The sequence below is a fragment of the Limibacillus halophilus genome (assembly GCF_014191775.1).
Classification (GTDB): Bacteria; Pseudomonadota; Alphaproteobacteria; order Kiloniellales; family CECT-8803; genus Limibacillus; species Limibacillus halophilus.
Window position 1 is genome coordinate 155,292 of sequence record NZ_JACHXA010000002.1, and the last position, 19,237, is coordinate 174,528.

Consider the following 19,237-nt stretch of genomic DNA (forward strand, 5'->3'; position numbering starts at 1 on the left):
TCGATCAAGCAGATTTGCGACCGGTATAGTGCTCACGGATCTGATCGATTGCGATCGCCAATACGAGCACCGCGCCCATTATAAAGGTCTGTAGATAGCTGTTAACTCGCAGCAGGTTCATTCCGTTCGACAACAAAGTGATAAAGAAAGCGCCCAGTACGACATTGCGCACGAGGCCCTTGCCACCTGTCAGCGCTACCCCGCCGATGATGCAGCCTGCTATTGCTTTGAGCACGAGATCTGCCCCACCCAGGTTGGCTTCGCCACTTTCCGTCCGTGCGGTCATCAGGACTGCGGCGAACCCAACGATGAGGCCGGACACAACATAGGCGAGCAATGTATAGCGACGGGTTGGAATACCGGACAGCCTCGCCGCCTGCAGGTTGCTTCCGATGGAATAGAGATATCGGCCTGCGCGTGTCCAACTCAGCAGGACCCAAACCAACAGCATGATGACAATCGTATAGAGGATCGCCACAGGCACACCGAAAAGGTCCGCATAGGAGAACAAATCGCCAAATGCAGTTGGCAGCCCCGCGATGCTGTAGCCGCCGGAAACGAAGAGCGCTAACCCGAGCGCCATTGATAGGCTACCCAGAGTCATGACGAAAGGTGTCACCTTGAAGTAGGCAACACCGACTCCGTTCACTAGACCAACCAATCCGCCAGTTCCAACGCCGACCACCAACCCTACGCTAACGGCAAGCCCTTCCGCCTCCGGATAGGCCGCAGTCATAGCCTTGATCGCCGTTGCGCAAACGACTGAGGCCAATGAAACCGCGGAGCCAACCGATAGATCGATACCCCCTGTCAGCAGAACTATGAGCTGCGCAAGACAGACCAGGATCAGGTAGCTCGACTGGCGCGATAGATTGAAAAGATTGTCGCCTGACACAAACCGCGGCTCCATCACCCCGAAGAAGACGATGAAGAACAGCACAATAAACGGTATGACACCGATCACCTCAAAAATGCTGCTGACGTTTGCTCTACTGTGCATATCTGGCACCCTGTTCCATCCCGTATGGTTAATTGCCGAAGAAGTTTTGCAACGCTTCGTCCTCAGTTTTTCGCGCACCGCTGAGTTCGCCGGCGAGATGCCCCTGCCGAACGACATAGACGCGGTTCGACATACTCAAGACTTCCGGTAGATCCGAACTGATCATCAGGATCGCCATGCCTTCTTTCACAAGCGCGGCAAGCAGCGCATAAACCTCCGTCTTGGCGCTCACATCGATTCCGATTGTGGGCTCATCAAGGATCAGAAGCCGGAGCGGCGAAGCGATTGCACGACCAAGCATGACTTTCTGTTTGTTGCCACCGGAGTAGTCTGAAACAGCGCCTTCCACGCGCAACGGCCGGATGCCGATCCGCGTCCCCATATCCTGCGCAAATCTCTTTTCTTCACCCAGACGCAAAAAACCCCGCCGCGTAAATGCCTCCGTGTTCAAGGCGGAAAGCGAAAGGTTTTCCCGTGTTGACCGGCTCAACATCAAACCGTCTCGCATTCGGTCGCTTGGTACGAAGTTCATCCCGCTGGCAATCATTTCTCTCGGCTGCGGGGCTTTCACGTGTTTTCCAGCAAAGTGAATGGTTCCCGATGCGAGTGGCTCCAGGCCGAAACATGCCCGGCCGATCTCTGACTTGCCGCAACCCACGAGCCCCGCCAGCCCGACAATCTCCCCTGCGCGAACCATTAGCGAAATATTCGCTACATGCCCGTCGCGGGTAGCCAGTTGATCGATCGCCAGAACCGTATCACCAGGTGTAAAATCGAGATTCGGATAGAAGCTCCCGAAGCTCCGCCCAGTCATTGATTCCACAAGTTCAGTTTTGGTCGCAATACGAGCATCAAGTGTTTCGATGAACTGCCCATCTCGCATTACCGTCACGCGATCGCCAATTTTCTGGATCTCTTCAATCCGGTGTGTGATGTAGACGATCCCGACACCCTCACCTCTAAGACGATTGATCAGGGCAAAAAGTATATCTGTCTCTGTTTTGGTTAATGATGCCGTGGGCTCGTCGAGTATCAATACGCGCGGCTTGGTCATTGTTGCTTTAGCGATCTCCACCATCTGGCACTCTGCGCGCGACAAGTCCGAAATAATCGCCTTGGTGTCGAGAGCGAAGCCCAGGCTCTCGATAATTTCTCGCGCCTGACGCCGCATCAGAGATTTCTTGAGTGTTCCGTATCGTGTCAGTTCCGAGCCGAGAAAAAGATTGTCTTCGACAGTTAAATCCGGCGCGAGGCTGAACTCCTGAAAGACTGATGCAATTCCCTTATCGTGAGCATCCCTTACTGAGTGCATCGTCACCGGCAATCCATCGAGCAGAATTTCTCCTCTAGTCGGTTGGTTTGCCCCACAAAGGATATTCACAAGAGTGGTTTTCCCAGCCCCATTCTCTCCAAATAAAACATGAACTTCGCCAGCACGTAGACTGAAGTTCATCGAGTCTAGAGCCATGAACCCTGAGTAAGATTTTGAAAGATTCCGGGCTTCCAGCAAAGGGGGGCTCGAACCGTTCGCATCGGCGAACGCGTCCGGTTCAGTTTTTTGTTTGCTCAACATGAAGCGCCCGCCGCCTTGCCATGATTGTGAGGTGCACTGGTTCGATCTGTCGCATCTGGCCCAAAGGAACTGGGGGCGTCGCCCAATTTGCCACGCCCCCTATTCCTCCGACAATCAGTCGACGCGGAAGTATGGATCCCAGCCAACTGGTGCCAGTGAAAGCGAGCGGTCGTAGGTATCCACGTTACTCGCATCGATCATGGCAAAGCCGGTGTCGACGTCGGCATCAACTTCCTTGCCCTCAAGGATGCGAACCAGCTGATCAATCGCAATCCGTGCCTGCGCGGCTGTATAGTCGGTGACCACGCCTAGCACTGTCCCCTCACGCAATGCTGCCTCGGTTTCCGGCGTCATATAGGATGCTATGAGTTGGATGTCTTGACGCCCTTTCTCCTTCAGCACCTGAACACCTCCCTCAATCGCTGGCGCAATGCCGCCGATATACTTGATGTCCGGGTAGGTCAGCAGCGCGTCTTCTATCAGCGGGATCTGGCTGGCTTTACCTGGCTCACCCCAGATCACCTTGACGACCTCTATCGCATTGTTGCCCTCGACGGTCTTAACGAAACCTTCGGCGGAATCAACGGACCAATTCGGCCCCTCCGGACCTGCCATCCAAAGCACTTTCACAGGTTCCGAGCCCACTGGATGGAGTTTGTTCAGGTATTCGCCGGCAATCCTGCCTGAATCGAACCAATTGCCAAGTGCGCGTGCGGCCACGTCATCGGAATCAACCTCACCACCGGTGATTGCAAGCGGCACACCCTTCTTGGCGCCTACTGAAATGGTGCGGTTTAAGCCAGTCGCGGATATCGCGACAATCATTATCGCATCCGCTCCTCGCGTGATGCAGTCCTCCATCTGAGATATCTGCGTCGGAAGTTCCGTATATCCACCGGCGGCATAGACCGACATGGATAGCCCCTTATCCTCGGCTTCCGTCACCGAACCATACGTCATCGCGATGTAATAAGGGTCCTTAGTGTGTGGAAAGAGAACGCAGATGTCCCACTTCTTCGTTACCTCGGAAGCAGGAAGCGGCTTGTACTCTTTGTTTATCCATTCTGCGCCCGGATCAAATGCTGGATTGCGAGCCCGGATCTGCATCGACCAATCGTCCCCCGCATATGCTGGCAAGCCGATGGAAAGCAACGCTGTCACGGCTAAGGCTCTTTGAAACATCCTCAATTTCGTCCCTCCCTATTCATTAATGGCCCAAACTTCGGTGATTCTCATCTTGGTATTTTGGTATACCAAATTACCTGAAGATACTGCCTTGCTGTTACGCTGCGCGCAATAGCTTATTTTAGGGCAGTGTCAGAAGAACTTGGGTTGAGAGGACTCGTGCCGTTCCCTACCCTGCGCACATGACCAAACGCAGCCCCTTTCGCTATTTCAAGACGTCGCCCGAGATCATCCGCCTGGCGGTCATGATGTATGTTCGCTTCCCGCTTTCATTACGGAATGTAGAGGATCTTCTCCACGAACGTGGCATCGATATCAGCCACGAGACAGTGCGTTTCTGGTGGCAGCGCTTCGGCCCAATGTTCGCCTCTGAGATCCGTAAGCGACGGATCCAAAGCATGCGGTCAAGCCTCTGGCGGTGGCATCTGGACGAGGTCTTCGTGAAGATCAATGGCGGGTATTGTCAGAAGAAACTGCTCTGATAGACTGAACATAGCTCGGCATTGTCAGAGCAAATCGCCTTGAGCAAGGTCGGGCGATCTCGTAGCGTCCGGCCATGACCAAACGCAGCCCATTCCGCTATTTCAAGACGTCGCCCGAAATCATCCGCCTGGCGGTCATGATGTATATTCGATTCCCACTCTCACTACGGAACGTGGAGGATCTTCTTCACGAGCGCGGGATCAATATCAGCCACGAGACAGTGCGTTTCTGGTGGCAGCGCTTCGGACCGATGTTCGCTGCCGAGATCCGCAAACGACGGATCCAAAGCATGCGGTCAAGCCTCTGGCGATGGCATCTGGATGAGGTGTTCGTGAAGATCAACGGGGAAACGCACTATCTGTGGCGCGCCGTCGATCACGAGGGCGAGGTTCTGGAATCCTTCGTGACGAAGAAACGAGACAAGAAAGCTGCGTTGAAATTCCTAAGGAAAGCAATGCGCAAGCACGGACGACCCGAGGTTATCGTAACCGATCGGCTTCGGTCCTATGGGGCCGCGATGAAAGAGATCGGCAATATCGATCGTCAGCATATAGGCCGTTGGATGAACAATCGTGCTGAGAGTTCACATCTGCCCTTCCGACGACGGGAACGGGCCATGCTTCGCTTCCGACGTATGCGAAATCTTCAGAAATTTACTGCCGTCCATGCCGCCCTCTACAACCTCTTCAACTCAGAACGCAGCCTTTCCTCTCGAACTATATTCAAGTTAAACCGCGCCGCCGCTCTCACCGAATGGCGCGGTCTTTTTGCTGCCTGACGCTCGCCATTGCTGAGGCTTACTGAGACTAGTTCGAATTAGTCTGACAGCTCCATTCACCGCCATCCATGCCTCCGTCTACAACCACTTCAACACAGAACGCAGCCTTTCCTCTCGTACCATATTCAAGCTGAACCGCGCCGCCGCTCTCTCCGAGTGGCGCGGCCTTCTCGCTGCCTGAAGCTCAGCATGTTTGGGGCATACTGAGACTAGTTCGATTTTGTCTGACAGCTCCCTCTCAACCCAAGTTCTTCTGACAAGGCCCAGGCAACTGCTCCCGCGTCAGAGCCTTGCCTGCTGTTCTTCCTCGAGGATCTGCTTAGCTATACGGAAGCATTCAACACCCGCAGGGATGCCGCAGTAGACGGCGATCTGGATCAGTACGGCCTGCAGTTCTTTCTCGCTCAGGCCGTTCCGTCGAGCGCCGCGAAAATGCAGTGCAAACTCCTCCATGCGGCCCAATGCGGCAATCATGCCCAGATTGATCAGGCTTCGCTCCCGCCGCGAAAGCGTATCGTCACTCCAGGCCACGCCCCAACAATATTCGCTGACTAATTCCTGGAAGGGGCGTGTGAAGTCGGTCGCTCCATCCACCGCCTTTTCGACGTAGTCCTTTCCCAGAACCTCGGTCCTGACGCTCAATCCCGCCTCGTAGCGCTTGCGGTCCATTTTTCATGCCTCCTCAATGCTTCGGCTGCCAAGTTGCTCCATGAGGGCAAAAACACGACCAACAATTTCCTCGGCCGCGGTGAGGGGCGATAGCGTGCCCATCCTGGTCAGGGTCCTGGCATTGGCGCCCTCCAGCATGCGCACAAGGTCTTGCCCCATAGGGCCTTCGTAGGCCTGGGACTGCGGGTCGCTGGCCCCATTGATGACTTCCACCGGAAAGGCCGGTTTCATTACATTTTTGGACAGATCCTGCCAGAAGACCTGAAAGATCGTCGTGCTGCATTGGAGAATGACCGAGTCGCAGCGCCTGCGCATTGCCCGAACCACGCATGGAAGTTCCGGCATTCCGGTCGCGCCCTCGTCCAGCGGCGGCCGCGCGAAGGGGTGCAGCAGCAGGGCCGAGGAAACACTGTGCTGATGAATTAGCCCGCGCCGAAGGCACAATAGGGCGCCTGCGGCATGTCCGACCAGATGTGCGGACCGCAAATCGACCTGCCTGTCGAGCAGGTCAAACTGGCGCAGGAAACTATCCAGCGTATAGGGACCAGGCGGCTTGGCACTCCGGCCGTGACCGAGCAGGTCAAAACGGACAACCCGGAAACGAGGGGCGAGAGAAGCGGCGACGCGGTCCCAAAGTGTCAGGTCATGGCCGAGACCATGCGCCAGCAAAACGGTCGGCCCCTGCCCCACCACCCGGTAATAGGTACCACCCTGCAGGCCGCTTTCTTCACCCTCAAGGAGAGTTGGCGCCGAGACGCTTTCCGCGATGGAACAACTCTCCAGCCGGGGCGCAGAACCTGCTTGCGGCATGTATCTTGCGGACATCTCAAACCTGCTCCAAACGGGCACCCGTCTGATCGACCCCGAGGTCCCGCATGTCCTGGTAGCGGTCACCGATCCGGTGGTGTGGGCGACCGCCCGTCGCGACCGCAACTGCGACCAGAATTTCGTCGGGCGCCGGCGCATCTGGAATGGAGACGGTTGCCGTCAGGAAATGAGCCCGCGACCCCTCCTGTTCCTTCATTTTGTGCTTCATGGGAATGCTGAGAGCAAAACCCGGACCCGCGCGCAGGTTTGTGAAGGGCAAGAAGGAACTGCCCTCGGCGCCATCGCGCAGGATGTTGCCGAAACGCAGGGTATGGATGAGTGCGGAAGCGTGCTCTACCTCGCCGTCGACACCAACGACCGCCGCCTTGCCGTAAGTCACGACCGCGTCCCGGCCTCCCGCGGCAGCAATTACTGGGGGAACGATCAGGTCGCCCAGTATTGGGGCCAGGGCGTGGATTTCCGGTCGGAGGTCATCGACGAACCCCTGCCCAGCCCAGGGATTGTGAACCACGGCTGCGCCCACGACCATACGCAGGGGCACGGAGGCTGCGCGTCCACCCTCGATGAAGGTATCCTCGATGCTTACGATGGATTTGCGCACGAGGCGCTTTGCATTCTCAGTCATTCTACTCTCGCTCTCTCGGCCGCATTCGACCGGTTCAGGAATCTCAACAAGTGATCGGCAATCAGATCGGGCGCCTCGACGAGCACGCTGTGCTTGAGCTCTGGCAACACCCTGAGCTCCGAGTTCCTGATCTGCTGATGCATGAAACGAGCCATCCGCGTGTTGGAGCCGATGTCGTTCTCTCCGGTCATGACCAGGGTGCGATGGGGAATCCGGTGCAAATCCGATGCTAATTCGCTCTCTCCGAACACCCTGTATGCTTCGATGTAGGACTCGAGATCGTTGGCCAGCATCTCCTGGATGCGCGCGTCGATCTTCTCCGGATGCTTGCGTGCGAAGGCCTCTGTGAACCAGCGTTCGCGCGCAGCTCCAGTGATCGCAGTAATTCCGCCCTCGCGCAGCATTGCCAGACGGCCGACAACCTTTTCCCGCTCCTCTGGCGTGCGACCTGCAACAGTAGACAGTAGAATGAGTCGGTCGAACCGGCCTGGCCAGTGCAAGGCGAGATGCTGGGCGATCAAGCCACCAAGTGAGAAGCCGACGAGGTCGGCTCCGTCAACTGACTCCCGGTCCAGGACGGATATCACGTCCTCTGCAAACCGCCCGAGCGCCCAGCGCTCTCTGATCGGGCTGGAGGAGCCATGCCCTCGCAAATCCATCCGCAGGACCCTGAATTTTGGGACTAATCGCTCTGCCACGGCGTCCCACGAAGCGAGATTGGCTCCCACACCATGCACGAGCACCATTGACGGTGCGTTCTCAGGTCCTTCCACAATATAATTGAGATGCTCTGTTGCCGCTGCGCTCATGCTAGTTTTCCGTTAAGAAAATTGAGACCTATGTTTTGATGTTATTAACAATTGGCGCCGAAGCCGCACACGACGACGATGAACAGACCATCACAAGTATCGACAATGGGTAAATCTGCTCCCCGCGTGGAGTTCGTACTGACACAGTGTCAACTTGGCGCACGGTTTCTAGACAGCCCTTTCACGTTTGACGCTTTCGTTACTTTGGAAGTGCGGGATTACGTCGCGACAAAACAGTTCCAGCGACTTCTTCGATTCCGGGTGTGGAAGGCCGAAGCGACCGGCATACAGGAAATGATCGACGCCCGCCTCCTCGTACTTCTCAAGTTTGGCGATAACTTCGTCAGCAGTGCCAAACAGCATGTTCTCGTGCAACGCTTCTGGAGAATAATCCGTCTTGTTGGCGATGACGTTCACATCGACAGGCTCGGGGAAGCCATTTCGCACTGTGCCGAGGTTGCGGAAAAGATTTTCGAAATGGCGGCCAAAATCGATTGTCGCATCCACCGGCTTGCGCCATTCGTCGGGGTTCTCATAGACGCAGGCGCGCCGAAGCATCATGTGTTCGGGCCGCGGAACTTGCGGGTTGGCAGCGACGACCATTTCAAACTTTTTGCACAGGTCGATCACTTCCTCATGCGGGCGCTGCAGTGGCGTCGACATAATATGGCAGCCGTTCTTGACCGCGAAATCGAAAGTGTTGGGATCGCGCGCGGCAACCCACATGCGCGGACCCGGATTCTGGAGCGGCTTCGGCACGGACGTTGCGGCCGGAAACTGGAACAACTCGCCCTTATGCTCGACGTCTCCAGCCCACAGCTTGTTCAGAAGCGGCACGATTTCGCGCAAGTATTTGCCGCCATCACCTTGCGGCATTCCGCCGGCCATACGATCGAATTCGTACTGATAGGAACCTCGGCCCAGGCCAAGTTCAAGCCGACCTTCCAGGATGATATCAGTGAGTGCAGCCTCTCCAGCGAGTCGAATCGGATGCCAGTATGGTGCCGAGACAACGGCTGTCCCGAGGCGGATGTTTTTAGTGTGCTGTCCCCAGTAGGTTAGCAATGTGAAGGGGTTCGGTGCGACAGTCACCTCTATCGTGTGGTGCTCTGCCGTAAAGGCTATCTCAAACCCACCTTCATCGGCGATCTGAACCAGTTCGAGGCACTCGCGCACGACATCCCGCATGTCTTGGTTCGGATCGGTTCGGTCCATGTTTACAACGATCGAAAATTTCACGCGCTCCTCCTCTTGATACGCAGGCTGGTTACTTGACCCGTATAACAAACGGGTCTTGAGTCTTTCCCGAATAGTCGACGACGATGTTCTTGAGACGGGCGTAATCGTGTATTGCCGCGAACCCGTTATGCTTGCCGTAGCCGCTATCCTTGAAGCCACCCATCGGCGACATCATCGCGCCCGTCCGGTAGGTGTTGATCCAGATCGTTCCGGCATCGATTCCGCCCGCGAAACGCAGTGCACGGTCGATATCCGTGGTCCAAATGCCTGCTGCAAGGCCGTAAACGGTATCATTCGCAAGTGGGTAAAGGTCATCCTCGCCGTCAAACGGAATAACGCCGACAACAGGCCCAAAGATTTCGTCGCGGGCGATACGCATGTCATTGGTTACGTCAGCAAAGACGGTAGGCTCGAAATACCAGCCACTACCGTTTGGACGACCGCCGCCCGCTACCAACCTGGCACCGTCCTCTACGCCGTAGCTCACGTATCGCAATACTTTTTCAAGCTGTTGTGACAGCGCCAATGGCCCCAGCTCGGTATCGTCCTCGAGCGGGTGTCCAATTCTGACGCTCTTGGCACGCGCGGAAAGCTGTTCGACAACCTCTTCGTAGATTGGCCGCTGAACGAATGCTCGAGCGCCGGCCACGCAAGTTTGACCTCCGGCGGCGAACACGCCTGCAACCAGTCCGTTGGTGGCGCGCTCCAGGTCAGCGTCAGCAAATACTACATGAGGTGATTTGCCACCGAGCTCCAAATTACACGGAGCTAAATGGGTTGCTGCATTTGTAGCAACCTTGCGCCCTGTCGCGGTGCCACCGGTGAACGAGATCTTGTCGATGCCGGGGTGCGTCGTTAGCGCGTTACCGGTCGTAGCGCCTGGCCCAGTCACGACATTGAATACACCATCCGGAAAACCGGCCTCTACGATCAACTCGGCGAAGGCAAGCGCCGTTGCGGAGGTGTGTTCGGACGGCTTCACGACCATGCTGTTGCCGACCGCCAAACAAGGCGCGACGGCGACGCTCATTGTATTCAGCGGCGAATTCCATGGGCCGATAACGCCGACGACGCCTATTGGTTCGTACGTTGTGTAGTTGAGCATCTGCGACTTGTTAACCGGTATGGTGTCCCCTTGAATCTTGTCTGCCATACCGGCGAAGTAGCGGTAGTAGTCCCGGAGGTAGGAGATCTGCGCGTGGGTTTCCTTGATAACCTTGCCGTTGTCGCGGGTTTCAATGCGCGCCAACTCAAAGGCGTTTTCACCGATCAGATCCGCCAGCTTGAAGATAAGGTCGCCACGGGCCGTCTGCGTGATATTGCGCCAAGCCGGATTCCCCAGCGCCCGTCGCGCGGCGCTGACTGCGGCATTTACATCCTCGACACCGGCCTCCGCCGCATCGTACCAGGGCGCTCCGGTCGCCGGGTCGTAGCTCGGAAAATACCTGCCGGACACCGGCGCCCGACACTCGCCGCCGATATGCAGGTTCAATCTGGCGTTTTCGATCTGACTCAAGTTCAATTTCATTAAGGAAGCGCTCCTGCAATCACTAGTGCCGACACGAAGTGCCGGCGACTTTGGGCGAGTTTGGGAAATTGGGGCTATCGAGGGCGACATACTTGCCACGAAAGAACCCGAGTGGTGCACCGTCGAGAGTCCGATAACCGCGAACCGCACCCACGAGAATCATGTGGTCGGCATAGAAGCGGCGGTCATGTACGTCGCATTCCAGCGACACCAAAGCGTCGTCTAGCAGCGGCGCGCCATTGTTTCTCGTATGCCAGTCGATGACATCGAACTTGTCCGCGCGATTAGATGCGAACAGCGCCGACGTTTCCTGCTGCGCGGCGGAAAGAACGTTGACCGCGAAATGAGAGCCCGCGCAAAAGGAATCGTAGCTAGAGGCGTGATCGCCGATGCACACGAGAACCAATGCCGGGTCCAGAGAAATCGAGGTGAAGGAGTTTGCAGTCAAGCCGCGCGGCCTACCTTCGGCGTCATAGGTCGTAACGACCGTAACACCGGTCAGAAAGCCGCCGAGAACGCGGCGAAGCTCATTTTTGTCGATTCCCGATTTGCTTCCGGCCATGCGTTGCTTCCTCCATCGATACGCTTTCAGTGAAAAGCGCTACGTTGTGGAGGATGCTACAGGCTGCTCACTTGCGATCATTCGACAGGGATGACGAACAATCAGGAAAAAGTTCCACGAATCGTGAAACGGTTGCCGCTTCGACTTCACGAAAGTCGTTACGCAGGCCACTTTAGTTGCGCAGCTGCCGGATTCTCAGCGCAAGCGAAAGAGCGAAGCGGTCGTCTTCATTGTTTTCTAGATCGAGGAGGAACAGTTCATTCAGCCGTTTCAAGCGATAACGCAGCGTCGAGACGTGAATTCCAAGTGCATCCGCAGCAGCCTGGTAGCGACAGGCGTTATCGAGGAATGCTTTCGCACACTCGAGCAGTGAACCGTTCTTTTTCCTGTCGTGCTCTATGATTGGCGAAAGCACGTCGTTGAGGAAGTTCGTCATTGCCGTATCACCCAGTGCCGAAACCAGAATAGCGAGGCTGCCAAAATCGCTCATGGTAACGTAGCCGGTCTTCTGGAACATTCGCGACAGACGAAACACCTGCATGCAGTGGCTGCGAACCTGCTTGAAATCAAACTGCGATTGACAAGGCGTGGAACAGGTCACTGTCACGGCGACCTCGGTGCGCCATTTGACCTGTGACCTAATTTCTTCAACCAGACGAGATATGGTCTTAGCGCCACTGCGTTTCGGCTCCGGGAAATAGACGAACAGTATCTGGTTCTCGTAGAACGCGGCGCAATTGGGAATGATTTGCCTCGCCGCCGCTTCGATTGAATGACAAAGCGCCATACTTTCCGCAATCACCGGCAGTAGGTCGACAGCCACGAAATGGGCCGGAAACGAAAGGTCGATACCAACGCGTTGAGCCATGCCCTCAATTTGGTCGAAGCTGACCCAGTCGCCGTCGAAAAGGTAGCTGAAGAATGATGTAATGGCTGTGGTCTTTTGGGTCCAAGGCGCATACATGCGCATTAGATAGGCAGAGAACGCCTGCTGCGCCCCTTGCGCCAGCAACAGATCAAGTTCACCACTACGGTGTTTGTCAGGAAACAAGGCGAGGCCACCGACGGTCTGGTCGCTGACCAGGAGAGGCAGAATAATGACGTCGAACTCTGCCTTGAGGCATGGCAATTCCATCTTGATGGTCGTAGGCGAGTTGTGCATTTCCTGGCGCAAGATCAAGTCGCGCAGCTTGCGACTCATTTGGTCGACAGCGTCACGGCGCATTTGTTTATCGAGATCCTCGATGTTTGCCGGATGTGTCGACCATATGAATGAATCGGACAATTCGTCGCTGACGGCGAAGGGCAAACGCAGCTGTCGGCGGACGGCCTCCACTAGTTCCGCGAAAGTACAGCCGCCTACGACCAGGTCCATCAAACCTGTGTTGCTTTCGAACAAAGCGCGCAGACCGTTATTCACTGCCTGTTCGGCCTGGAAAAGCTTGTACTTGTCGACTGCGATTGAAATCAGGTGCGAGATCGTCAGAAGAAAGTCGAGGGCGTCCTCACCCATTTCGACAGATTGGGTCGACGCCACCGAGAAAACCATCTCGTGACCGTCCTGGTCGGTGGATGACAACGGCAGCAAAACGATTGTGTCCAGGTCATGCCGGAGGGCAAATTCACGGTACCCAGGAAAGCGTTCGTCGTTCTGTGCGTTGGTGAGGATCAGAGGAACGCCGGATTCCGCGACCTTCAGGGTCGGGCTGCTTACGAGGTCCCAGCTCACAGTTTGAGGGTCGAAAACGTTGTCTTTATCGCAGAAGGCAACCAGGCGCGACAAGCTCTCTGCGCGGTCGAGGATCATGATGGCACTGCGCGACCAGGTCAGGCGTTCGCAGATTGTGCTTACTAACCGGTTGAGCAAACCGTAATAGTCGTTGTTCGCATTCAAAAGGCTGGCGATGTCACGGATGGCTCGAAGCGTCTCGTCGCGTTGCAAGGGCGGTTCGCTCAGCAATTGGCTCTCCATACACAACTCCAATGGCTCCCGGACAGCGGCAGATATAAATACCTACTCGCTTTGATGTTGTCCGAGATCAGTCGCTTTTCGCGTCGGTTGATCCGTGACTTTAATAAGTGTGCCTCCATTAGGCTCCAGTCCGATGCGATAAAACACTCACCGAATCGGCAATAAAGAATCTACTTTTCCGACGATTCGATCAAAGAATACGCCAGGTCAAGGCCGTTAACCTGCCCGTCGCAAACAGGGAGATGGGCTGCTTTTGTACAAAGAGCTAATCCATCCAGGAAACCCAAGGAGCCATAAGGAGATGAAGATGTTCACTCGTAGGCAGTTCGTCAAGGCAGGCGTCGCTGGTGTTGCCGGGGGCATGTTGTTGCCGGGTTTTGCTAGGCCGGCCATCGCCGCGTCCAGAGGTGGCACGTTACGGGTCGCTCTGACTGCTGATCCCCTTTCGTTCGACCCGCACCTGACAGGGAACCTGCAGGGTCGAGGCGCTACTCAGGCCATTCACGACACGCTCTTCGGGATCAGCGAAACCGGTGAACTGGCGCCAATGTTGGTGGAATCGTGGGAGCAGCCGGATAACAGGACCTACTTGCTTCACTTGCGTTCCGGCGTGAGGTTCCATGACGGCACACCATTCAATGCCGAAGCGGTCATCTACAACATCGAGCGCATTCGCAACCCCGACACCAAGTCAATCCGAGCCGGCGAGATCAAGGCGCTGGACACCATCGAAGCGATCGACGACCTGACCATCAAGATGGTCCTGCAATACCCCTTCGCGGCATTCCTGTTCCCCTTCACCGATGTTGCTGGCTGTATCGGCTCGCCGACGGCTTTCGAGAAATACGGAGTCGGCAAGTCTGGGCTCAATCCGGTCGGCACTGGGCCGTTCAAGCTCGTCAGCTATTCCCAGGATACGGAAACGGTCATGGAGCGAAACGGCGACTATTGGGACGACGGGAAGCCCTACATCGACCGCTTGATACTGCGGCCAATCCCAACTGATAGCACCCGACTAACCGAGCTTGAGACCGGCGGGGTCGATATCGCCGAAGGCTTGCCTTTGCAAAATATTGCACCGCTACGCGAGAAGGCCGACATCATCGTTTCCGAACGAGTCGGCTTCCAGTGGGAATACTTTGGATTCAACGCTAAGGAAGGTTTCCCCTTCAGCAATCACAAGTTGCGCCAAGCGTTCCAATGGTTGATAGACCGCGAGGCGCTGCACCAAGCGGCATACTTCGGTACTGGTTCGATAGGCTTTAGCGGGATACTGCCGGGCCACCCATTCCACGACCCCACCTACAGACCGTATAGTTTTAATATGGACATGGCGAAGAAGCTGCTCGATGAGTCCGGTGTCGGCTCGGCGGAGATTACAGCATACCTGCGCCCTGAGCCGATCAAGCAGAGGGCGGCACAGATCGTGCAGGCGATGGCTGCCGACGTCGGCATCAAGATTAACCTTGAGCAGGTCGACTACGCCAACCACCGCGCCAAGCTGCGCAGCGGCGATCTGCCAATGGATATGCACGGATGGTGGGGATACCGGCCGGATCCTGACCAATACCTCAACATACTATTATCTTCCGATGGTTCCTACGCCGAGTTCCACGGCTACAACAATCCGGCCATGGATGAACTGTTCCGCTCGCAGCGCGCCGAAACGGATCAGGCAAAACGACGCGCCTACTTCCGCAAGATTGTGGAAATGATGAACGAGGATGCGATCTATGTGCCCTGGCACTACAGCTCGGACTTCAAGGGATTGAGCCCGAAAGTGAAGGGGTTCCGCCACGCCGCAGATTCAATCATCCAGTACAAATACCTTTCCTTGGAAGATTGACCTTGAGCGACGCTGTGGCTACCGCTAATGCAGTCCTTAATGGCGCTTTGGCGGTAGCCGACTCAGCATGAGACAGCTAGTAATTTTGGCGCTTTAGTCCCGATCCCCGCTCTTAGGATAAAAAATGTTTGCCTTCATCCTCCGTCGCACGTTGGCGGCCATTCCGGTCGTTGTTCTGGTCTCCGTCATGGTGTTTTCCCTCATGCGGATGTTGCCGGGTGATGTCATCGACTTGATCATTGGCCAAGCTCAAGCGGACGTCAGCGAGGAGACTATCGCGGCGTTGCGTAAACAGTACGGGCTCGATGAGCCCATCTACCTTCAGTACATAACCTGGATCAGCAAGGTGATGGTCGGCGATTTCGGCTACTCCCTGCGCAGTTATCAGCCCGTCATCGACATTATCCTGCCCCGCTTGGTGCCGACACTGCAGATCGGGCTCCTAGCGCTGGTCTTTTCGACCCTCATCGCGGTGCCGCTTGGCGCATTGAGCGCAGTCCGGCCCAACTCAATATGGGATCGGCTCGGCACTGCGGGGACGTTCATCGGCGCGTCGACGCCGTATTTTTTGGCTGGCGGCCTGCTAATCTACTTAGTGTCGCTAAAGGCCGGCTGGCTCCCGCCATCGGGCTTCGTGCCACTGACTGAAGACTTCAGCGAAAGCCTGAAACGCAGCATCATGCCAGCGCTCACGATCGCTCTCAGCTTGACAGCGATCCTGCTGCGGCAAACGCGCGCCAGCTTCAAGGATGTCATCGAGTTGCCATATATTCGCACTGCCTATGCCAAGGGGTTGTCTCCAACCATGGTTATGATTCAGCACGCAATGAAGAATGCGATGCTGCCCATCGTTACGATCTTGGGCCTACAACTTGGCATGGTCTTTAGCGGCGCAGTTATCACAGAGACAGTCTTCGCAATCCCCGGTGTCGGCCGCCTCCTGGTGGATTCTATCCTCGGCCGCGACTATCCCATCGTGCAGGCATTAGTGCTGTTGATTGCCGTCGCGGTCGTCCTTGCCACGTTGTTTGTGGACATCGTCTACGGCCTCCTTGACCCCAGGTCATCCCGGGCATGAGCAGAATGCAAACAACTGATTTGGTGATACGAAAACGCTGGGGTGTCGCTCGCGCCAGTAATGTGTTTCGTCTACTGAAGGGATTATGTTTATCGATCCCGGCTCTCCTCGGCATGATCATCGCCGTCGTCATGGTGATGGGCGCGGTATTTGCACCGCTAATCGCACCCTATGCGCCAGACGCGATCCACTACCAAGCCTTGCTCAGCGCGCCTAACGCCACACATTGGCTGGGTACGGACGATCTTGGTCGCGACATTTTCAGCCGCCTTTTGTTTGGGGCCCGTCTGTCCCTTTCGGTCGGCTGTTCGGCGGTGCTCCTCGCAGTCGTCGTCGGAGTGCCTGTGGGATTGATCAGCGGTTATCTCGGGGGAATCGCCGACGAGTTTATGATGCGGGTCTTGGATAGTGTCATCGCCTTGCCGCCGTTGGTCCTCGCACTGACGATTTCGGCGGTGCTCGGACCGGGGTTGTTTAATGCGACCATCGCCATCGCGATCGTCGCTGTGCCGACGTATGCTCGCCTGATCCGCGGCCAAGTACTGTCCGTGAAGAATAATGACTATGTACTGGCCGCGCGTTCGGTTGGGGTTCCGGCGATAGCCATCCTTTTCCGGCACCTCCTACCCAACGTGATGTCGCCGATTATCGTACAGGCATCGCTGGGTGTCGGCTTCGCGATCATCCTGGAATCGAGCCTCAGCTTCATCGGCCTCGGCGCGCAACCGCCGACGGCGACATGGGGATCAATGGTGCAAATCGGATTTCAGTACCTGGAACTGGCGCCGTGGTTCGTTCTCGCACCGTCAATAGCCATTTTCCTAACGGTGCTGAGCGCAAACCTACTGGCGGAAGGGTTGCGCGACCAGGTGCGCGCACAGGAAACGAAAGGTCAGGATTGACGTGTCTAATCCAGTTCTTCGCGTAGAAGATCTTCACATTCGTATCGGCAAGGGTGTCAATGTCGTGCGCGGACTTTCATTCGATGTTAGCGAAGGCGAGACGGTCTGCATTGTCGGCGAAAGTGGCTGCGGAAAGAGTGTTTCTGCATTGTCAATCCTAAGGCTGCTGCCGCCAATCATCAACGTCAACCAGGGACGCATTCTCCTCGACGGACGTGACTTGTTGGAAATGAGTGAGGCCGACATGCGGCGCGTCCGCGGAAACGAGATCGCAATGATATTCCAAGAGCCAATGAGCTCCTTGAATCCGCTGCGTACCATTGGGTTTCAAATCGCTGAAGTTTTGATGTTGCACAAGGGTATGTCCCGCGCCGCAGCCCGCGATAGGGTCATCGAGCTTCTGGAAACCGTGCAGATACCCGACGCGGCTAGCCGCTTCGACGAGTACCCGCATCAGCTTTCCGGCGGCATGCGCCAACGTGTCATGATTTCGATGGCGCTCGCGTGCCAACCGCGCGTCATTCTTGCCGATGAGCCGACGACGGCGCTTGACGTGACGATCCAAGCGCAAATCACTTCGCTCCTCCGTGATTTGCGTGAGAAATTCGGCACCGCCATCGTGCTGATCACCCACGACATGGGCTTGGTCGCAGAGAATGCAGACCGGGTTGTCGTGATGTACGCCGGCCACAAGGTCGAAGAAGCGTCGGTGCAAGAATTCTTCGAAAGGCCCACCCATCCATACTCACGCGGACTTCTGGGGTCATTGCCACGACTCGGCCAGTCGCTAGGCGAGGATAAAAATAAGCTTCGAGAGATCCCTGGCACAGTGCCGCCATTCGACGAATTGCCCGCCGGCTGTCCGTTCGTAGGGCGATGTGCCTACGCCGACCAACTCTGCGCAGTTCAAATGCCTCCCTTCGAGCGGCAAGCCGCCGATCATGTGTGTGCCTGTTGGCACCCGCAGGGCGCCAAAGGAGTTGTACGATGACAGGTGACATGGCCACCTTAGTAAAGAACGAGAGCATTACGGCGCTCTCCGTTCGCGACCTTAGGACATACTTCCCGATCCGCCGCGGCGTATTCAACCGCGTTGTCGGTCACGTGCGAGCCGTCGATGGGGTTTCTTTTGATCTGGCGCAGGGCGAGACTCTAGGAGTCGTCGGTGAAAGCGGCTGTGGCAAATCTACAGTTGGCAAGACGATTCTACGCCTACTCAATCCGACTAGCGGCCAGGTTATTGTTCACGGAAACGACGTGACAAGTATTTCCGAGGGAGCTCTCAGACCTCTGCGCCGCGAGATGCAGATGGTGTTCCAGGACCCATATGCATCGCTGAATCCGCGCATGACCATGGGACAGATCGTAGCCGAGCCGTTGTCGACGCACCATCTTGCGTCAGGCAACGATCTCGTGGATCGGGTCGCGGAGTTGTTTCTCAAAGTCGGCCTCCGGCCCGAACAAATGAACAAGTTTCCACATCAATTTTCCGGGGGGCAGCGTCAGCGCGTCGCAATCGCGCGGGCGCTCGCCGTATCGCCAAGGCTGATCATCTGCGACGAGCCGGTTTCGGCGCTCGACATTTCGATCCAAGCGCAGATCATCAACCTTATGATGGATATCCAGGCCGAAGGTGGTCTGTCGTACCTGTTCATCTCACATGATCTGGCGGTGGTCGAAACTATCTCCGACCGGATAGCAGTTATGTATCTCGGCAAAATCGTCGAGATCGGCCGCACCCGCGAAATCTACCAGAATTGCAAGCACCCCTACACAGAAGCGCTTATGTCTGCAGTACCAATTCCTGATCCCGTCAAGAAGGGACGCCAACGGATCATTCTTACAGGCGATGTGCCAAGCCCATCCAATCCACCGCCTGGCTGCGCGTTCCATACTCGCTGTCCGATCGCAAAGGAAAGATGTCGCGAAGAGACACCGGCCTTGCGTCAGGGAGTGGGCGGTCATGCCGTCGCCTGCCATTTCCGTGATCCACCCTGATTACTGCAGGACAGAAAAGATGCCAGAGTTGACCGATTCTGACGACTATGCACATCTCTATCAGTCAATTCGTGGATATTCACCGACATCCGTCATCGTAAAATTACGCTCTCGTCCGCACAACGGTACTGAGCACAAAATACATTACGTCCATCAACGAGG

General features: G+C 56.3%; 18 protein-coding genes. 7 read left to right on the forward strand and 11 right to left on the reverse strand.

Annotated features, from left to right (window positions below; translation table 11 throughout):
* Positions 1-4: 4 nt before the first annotated feature.
* From FHR98_RS03860 to torT, 3 genes are all read right to left on the reverse strand, one after another.
* A complete protein-coding gene (locus FHR98_RS03860; RefSeq protein ID WP_183415329.1) occupies positions 5-1,000 on the reverse strand; it encodes an ABC transporter permease in 996 nt (331 codons plus the stop codon).
* A 28-nt stretch (positions 1,001-1,028) separates the two neighbouring features.
* The gene (locus FHR98_RS03865) at positions 1,029-2,573 is read right to left on the reverse strand and encodes a sugar ABC transporter ATP-binding protein (RefSeq protein ID WP_221205716.1); all 1,545 of its coding nucleotides are present in this window, start codon (positions 2,571-2,573) and stop codon (positions 1,029-1,031) included.
* A 114-nt stretch (positions 2,574-2,687) separates the two neighbouring features.
* Entirely contained in the window at positions 2,688-3,755 is a 1,068-nt protein-coding gene (gene torT, locus FHR98_RS03870) for a TMAO reductase system periplasmic protein TorT (RefSeq protein ID WP_183415330.1), read from the reverse strand.
* A 185-nt stretch (positions 3,756-3,940) separates the two neighbouring features.
* Here torT and FHR98_RS03875 point away from each other — a divergent pair, with 185 nt between their 5' ends.
* Entirely contained in the window at positions 3,941-4,240 is a 300-nt protein-coding gene (locus FHR98_RS03875) for a hypothetical protein (RefSeq protein ID WP_221205717.1), read from the forward strand.
* Positions 4,241-4,314: 74 nt separating this feature from the next.
* Complete coding sequence (locus tag FHR98_RS03880; protein WP_183415331.1) at positions 4,315-5,019, forward strand: IS6 family transposase; 705 nt, start codon at positions 4,315-4,317, stop codon at positions 5,017-5,019.
* Between the two features lie 282 nt (positions 5,020-5,301).
* Here the strand turns inward: FHR98_RS03880 and FHR98_RS03885 are convergent, their stop codons facing one another.
* The 8 genes from FHR98_RS03885 to FHR98_RS03920 form a co-directional block, all read right to left on the reverse strand.
* Positions 5,302-5,688, reverse strand: coding sequence for a carboxymuconolactone decarboxylase family protein (locus FHR98_RS03885; protein ID WP_183415332.1), 387 nt, complete (start codon positions 5,686-5,688; stop codon positions 5,302-5,304).
* A gap of 3 nt (positions 5,689-5,691) precedes the next feature.
* Positions 5,692-6,513: an alpha/beta fold hydrolase gene (locus FHR98_RS03890; protein ID WP_221205718.1), complete on the reverse strand. Its 822-nt coding sequence runs from the start codon at positions 6,511-6,513 to the stop codon at positions 5,692-5,694.
* 1 nt (position 6,514) lies between these two features.
* The gene (locus FHR98_RS03895) at positions 6,515-7,141 is read right to left on the reverse strand and encodes an amino acid synthesis family protein (RefSeq protein ID WP_183415333.1); all 627 of its coding nucleotides are present in this window, start codon (positions 7,139-7,141) and stop codon (positions 6,515-6,517) included.
* A complete protein-coding gene (locus FHR98_RS03900) occupies positions 7,138-7,950 on the reverse strand; it encodes an alpha/beta fold hydrolase (RefSeq protein WP_183415334.1) in 813 nt (270 codons plus the stop codon). Before FHR98_RS03900 ends, FHR98_RS03895 begins: the two co-directional genes overlap by 4 nt.
* A gap of 168 nt (positions 7,951-8,118) precedes the next feature.
* Positions 8,119-9,189 (reverse strand): LLM class flavin-dependent oxidoreductase, encoded by a 1,071-nt coding sequence (locus tag FHR98_RS03905; RefSeq protein ID WP_183415335.1) that lies wholly within the window; start codon positions 9,187-9,189, stop codon positions 8,119-8,121.
* 28 nt (positions 9,190-9,217) lie between these two features.
* Entirely contained in the window at positions 9,218-10,717 is a 1,500-nt protein-coding gene (locus FHR98_RS03910) for an aldehyde dehydrogenase (protein ID WP_183415336.1), read from the reverse strand.
* A 22-nt stretch (positions 10,718-10,739) separates the two neighbouring features.
* Positions 10,740-11,279 carry a flavin reductase family protein gene (locus FHR98_RS03915; RefSeq protein WP_183415337.1) on the reverse strand — a complete coding sequence of 180 codons (540 nt, stop codon included), beginning with the start codon at positions 11,277-11,279 and terminating at the stop codon, positions 10,740-10,742.
* Positions 11,280-11,451: 172 nt separating this feature from the next.
* A complete protein-coding gene (locus FHR98_RS03920) occupies positions 11,452-13,251 on the reverse strand; it encodes a helix-turn-helix domain-containing protein (RefSeq protein ID WP_183415338.1) in 1,800 nt (599 codons plus the stop codon).
* A 307-nt stretch (positions 13,252-13,558) separates the two neighbouring features.
* Between FHR98_RS03920 and FHR98_RS03925 the strand changes: the two genes are divergently transcribed.
* The 5 genes from FHR98_RS03925 to FHR98_RS03945 all read left to right on the forward strand — a co-directional run bounded on the left by FHR98_RS03925 (position 13,559) and on the right by FHR98_RS03945 (position 19,075).
* Positions 13,559-15,097: an ABC transporter substrate-binding protein gene (locus FHR98_RS03925; RefSeq protein WP_183415339.1), complete on the forward strand. Its 1,539-nt coding sequence runs from the start codon at positions 13,559-13,561 to the stop codon at positions 15,095-15,097.
* Positions 15,098-15,221: 124 nt separating this feature from the next.
* Positions 15,222-16,175 carry an ABC transporter permease gene (locus FHR98_RS03930; protein ID WP_183415340.1) on the forward strand — a complete coding sequence of 318 codons (954 nt, stop codon included), beginning with the start codon at positions 15,222-15,224 and terminating at the stop codon, positions 16,173-16,175.
* A 5-nt stretch (positions 16,176-16,180) separates the two neighbouring features.
* Entirely contained in the window at positions 16,181-17,077 is an 897-nt protein-coding gene (locus tag FHR98_RS03935; protein ID WP_183415341.1) for an ABC transporter permease, read from the forward strand.
* Position 17,078: 1 nt separating this feature from the next.
* Entirely contained in the window at positions 17,079-18,068 is a 990-nt protein-coding gene (locus FHR98_RS03940) for an ABC transporter ATP-binding protein (RefSeq protein ID WP_183415342.1), read from the forward strand.
* Positions 18,065-19,075 (forward strand): ABC transporter ATP-binding protein, encoded by a 1,011-nt coding sequence (locus FHR98_RS03945; RefSeq protein ID WP_322091208.1) that lies wholly within the window; start codon positions 18,065-18,067, stop codon positions 19,073-19,075. The genes FHR98_RS03940 and FHR98_RS03945 overlap by 4 nt, the downstream gene beginning before the upstream one ends.
* Positions 19,076-19,237 lie beyond the last annotated feature (162 nt).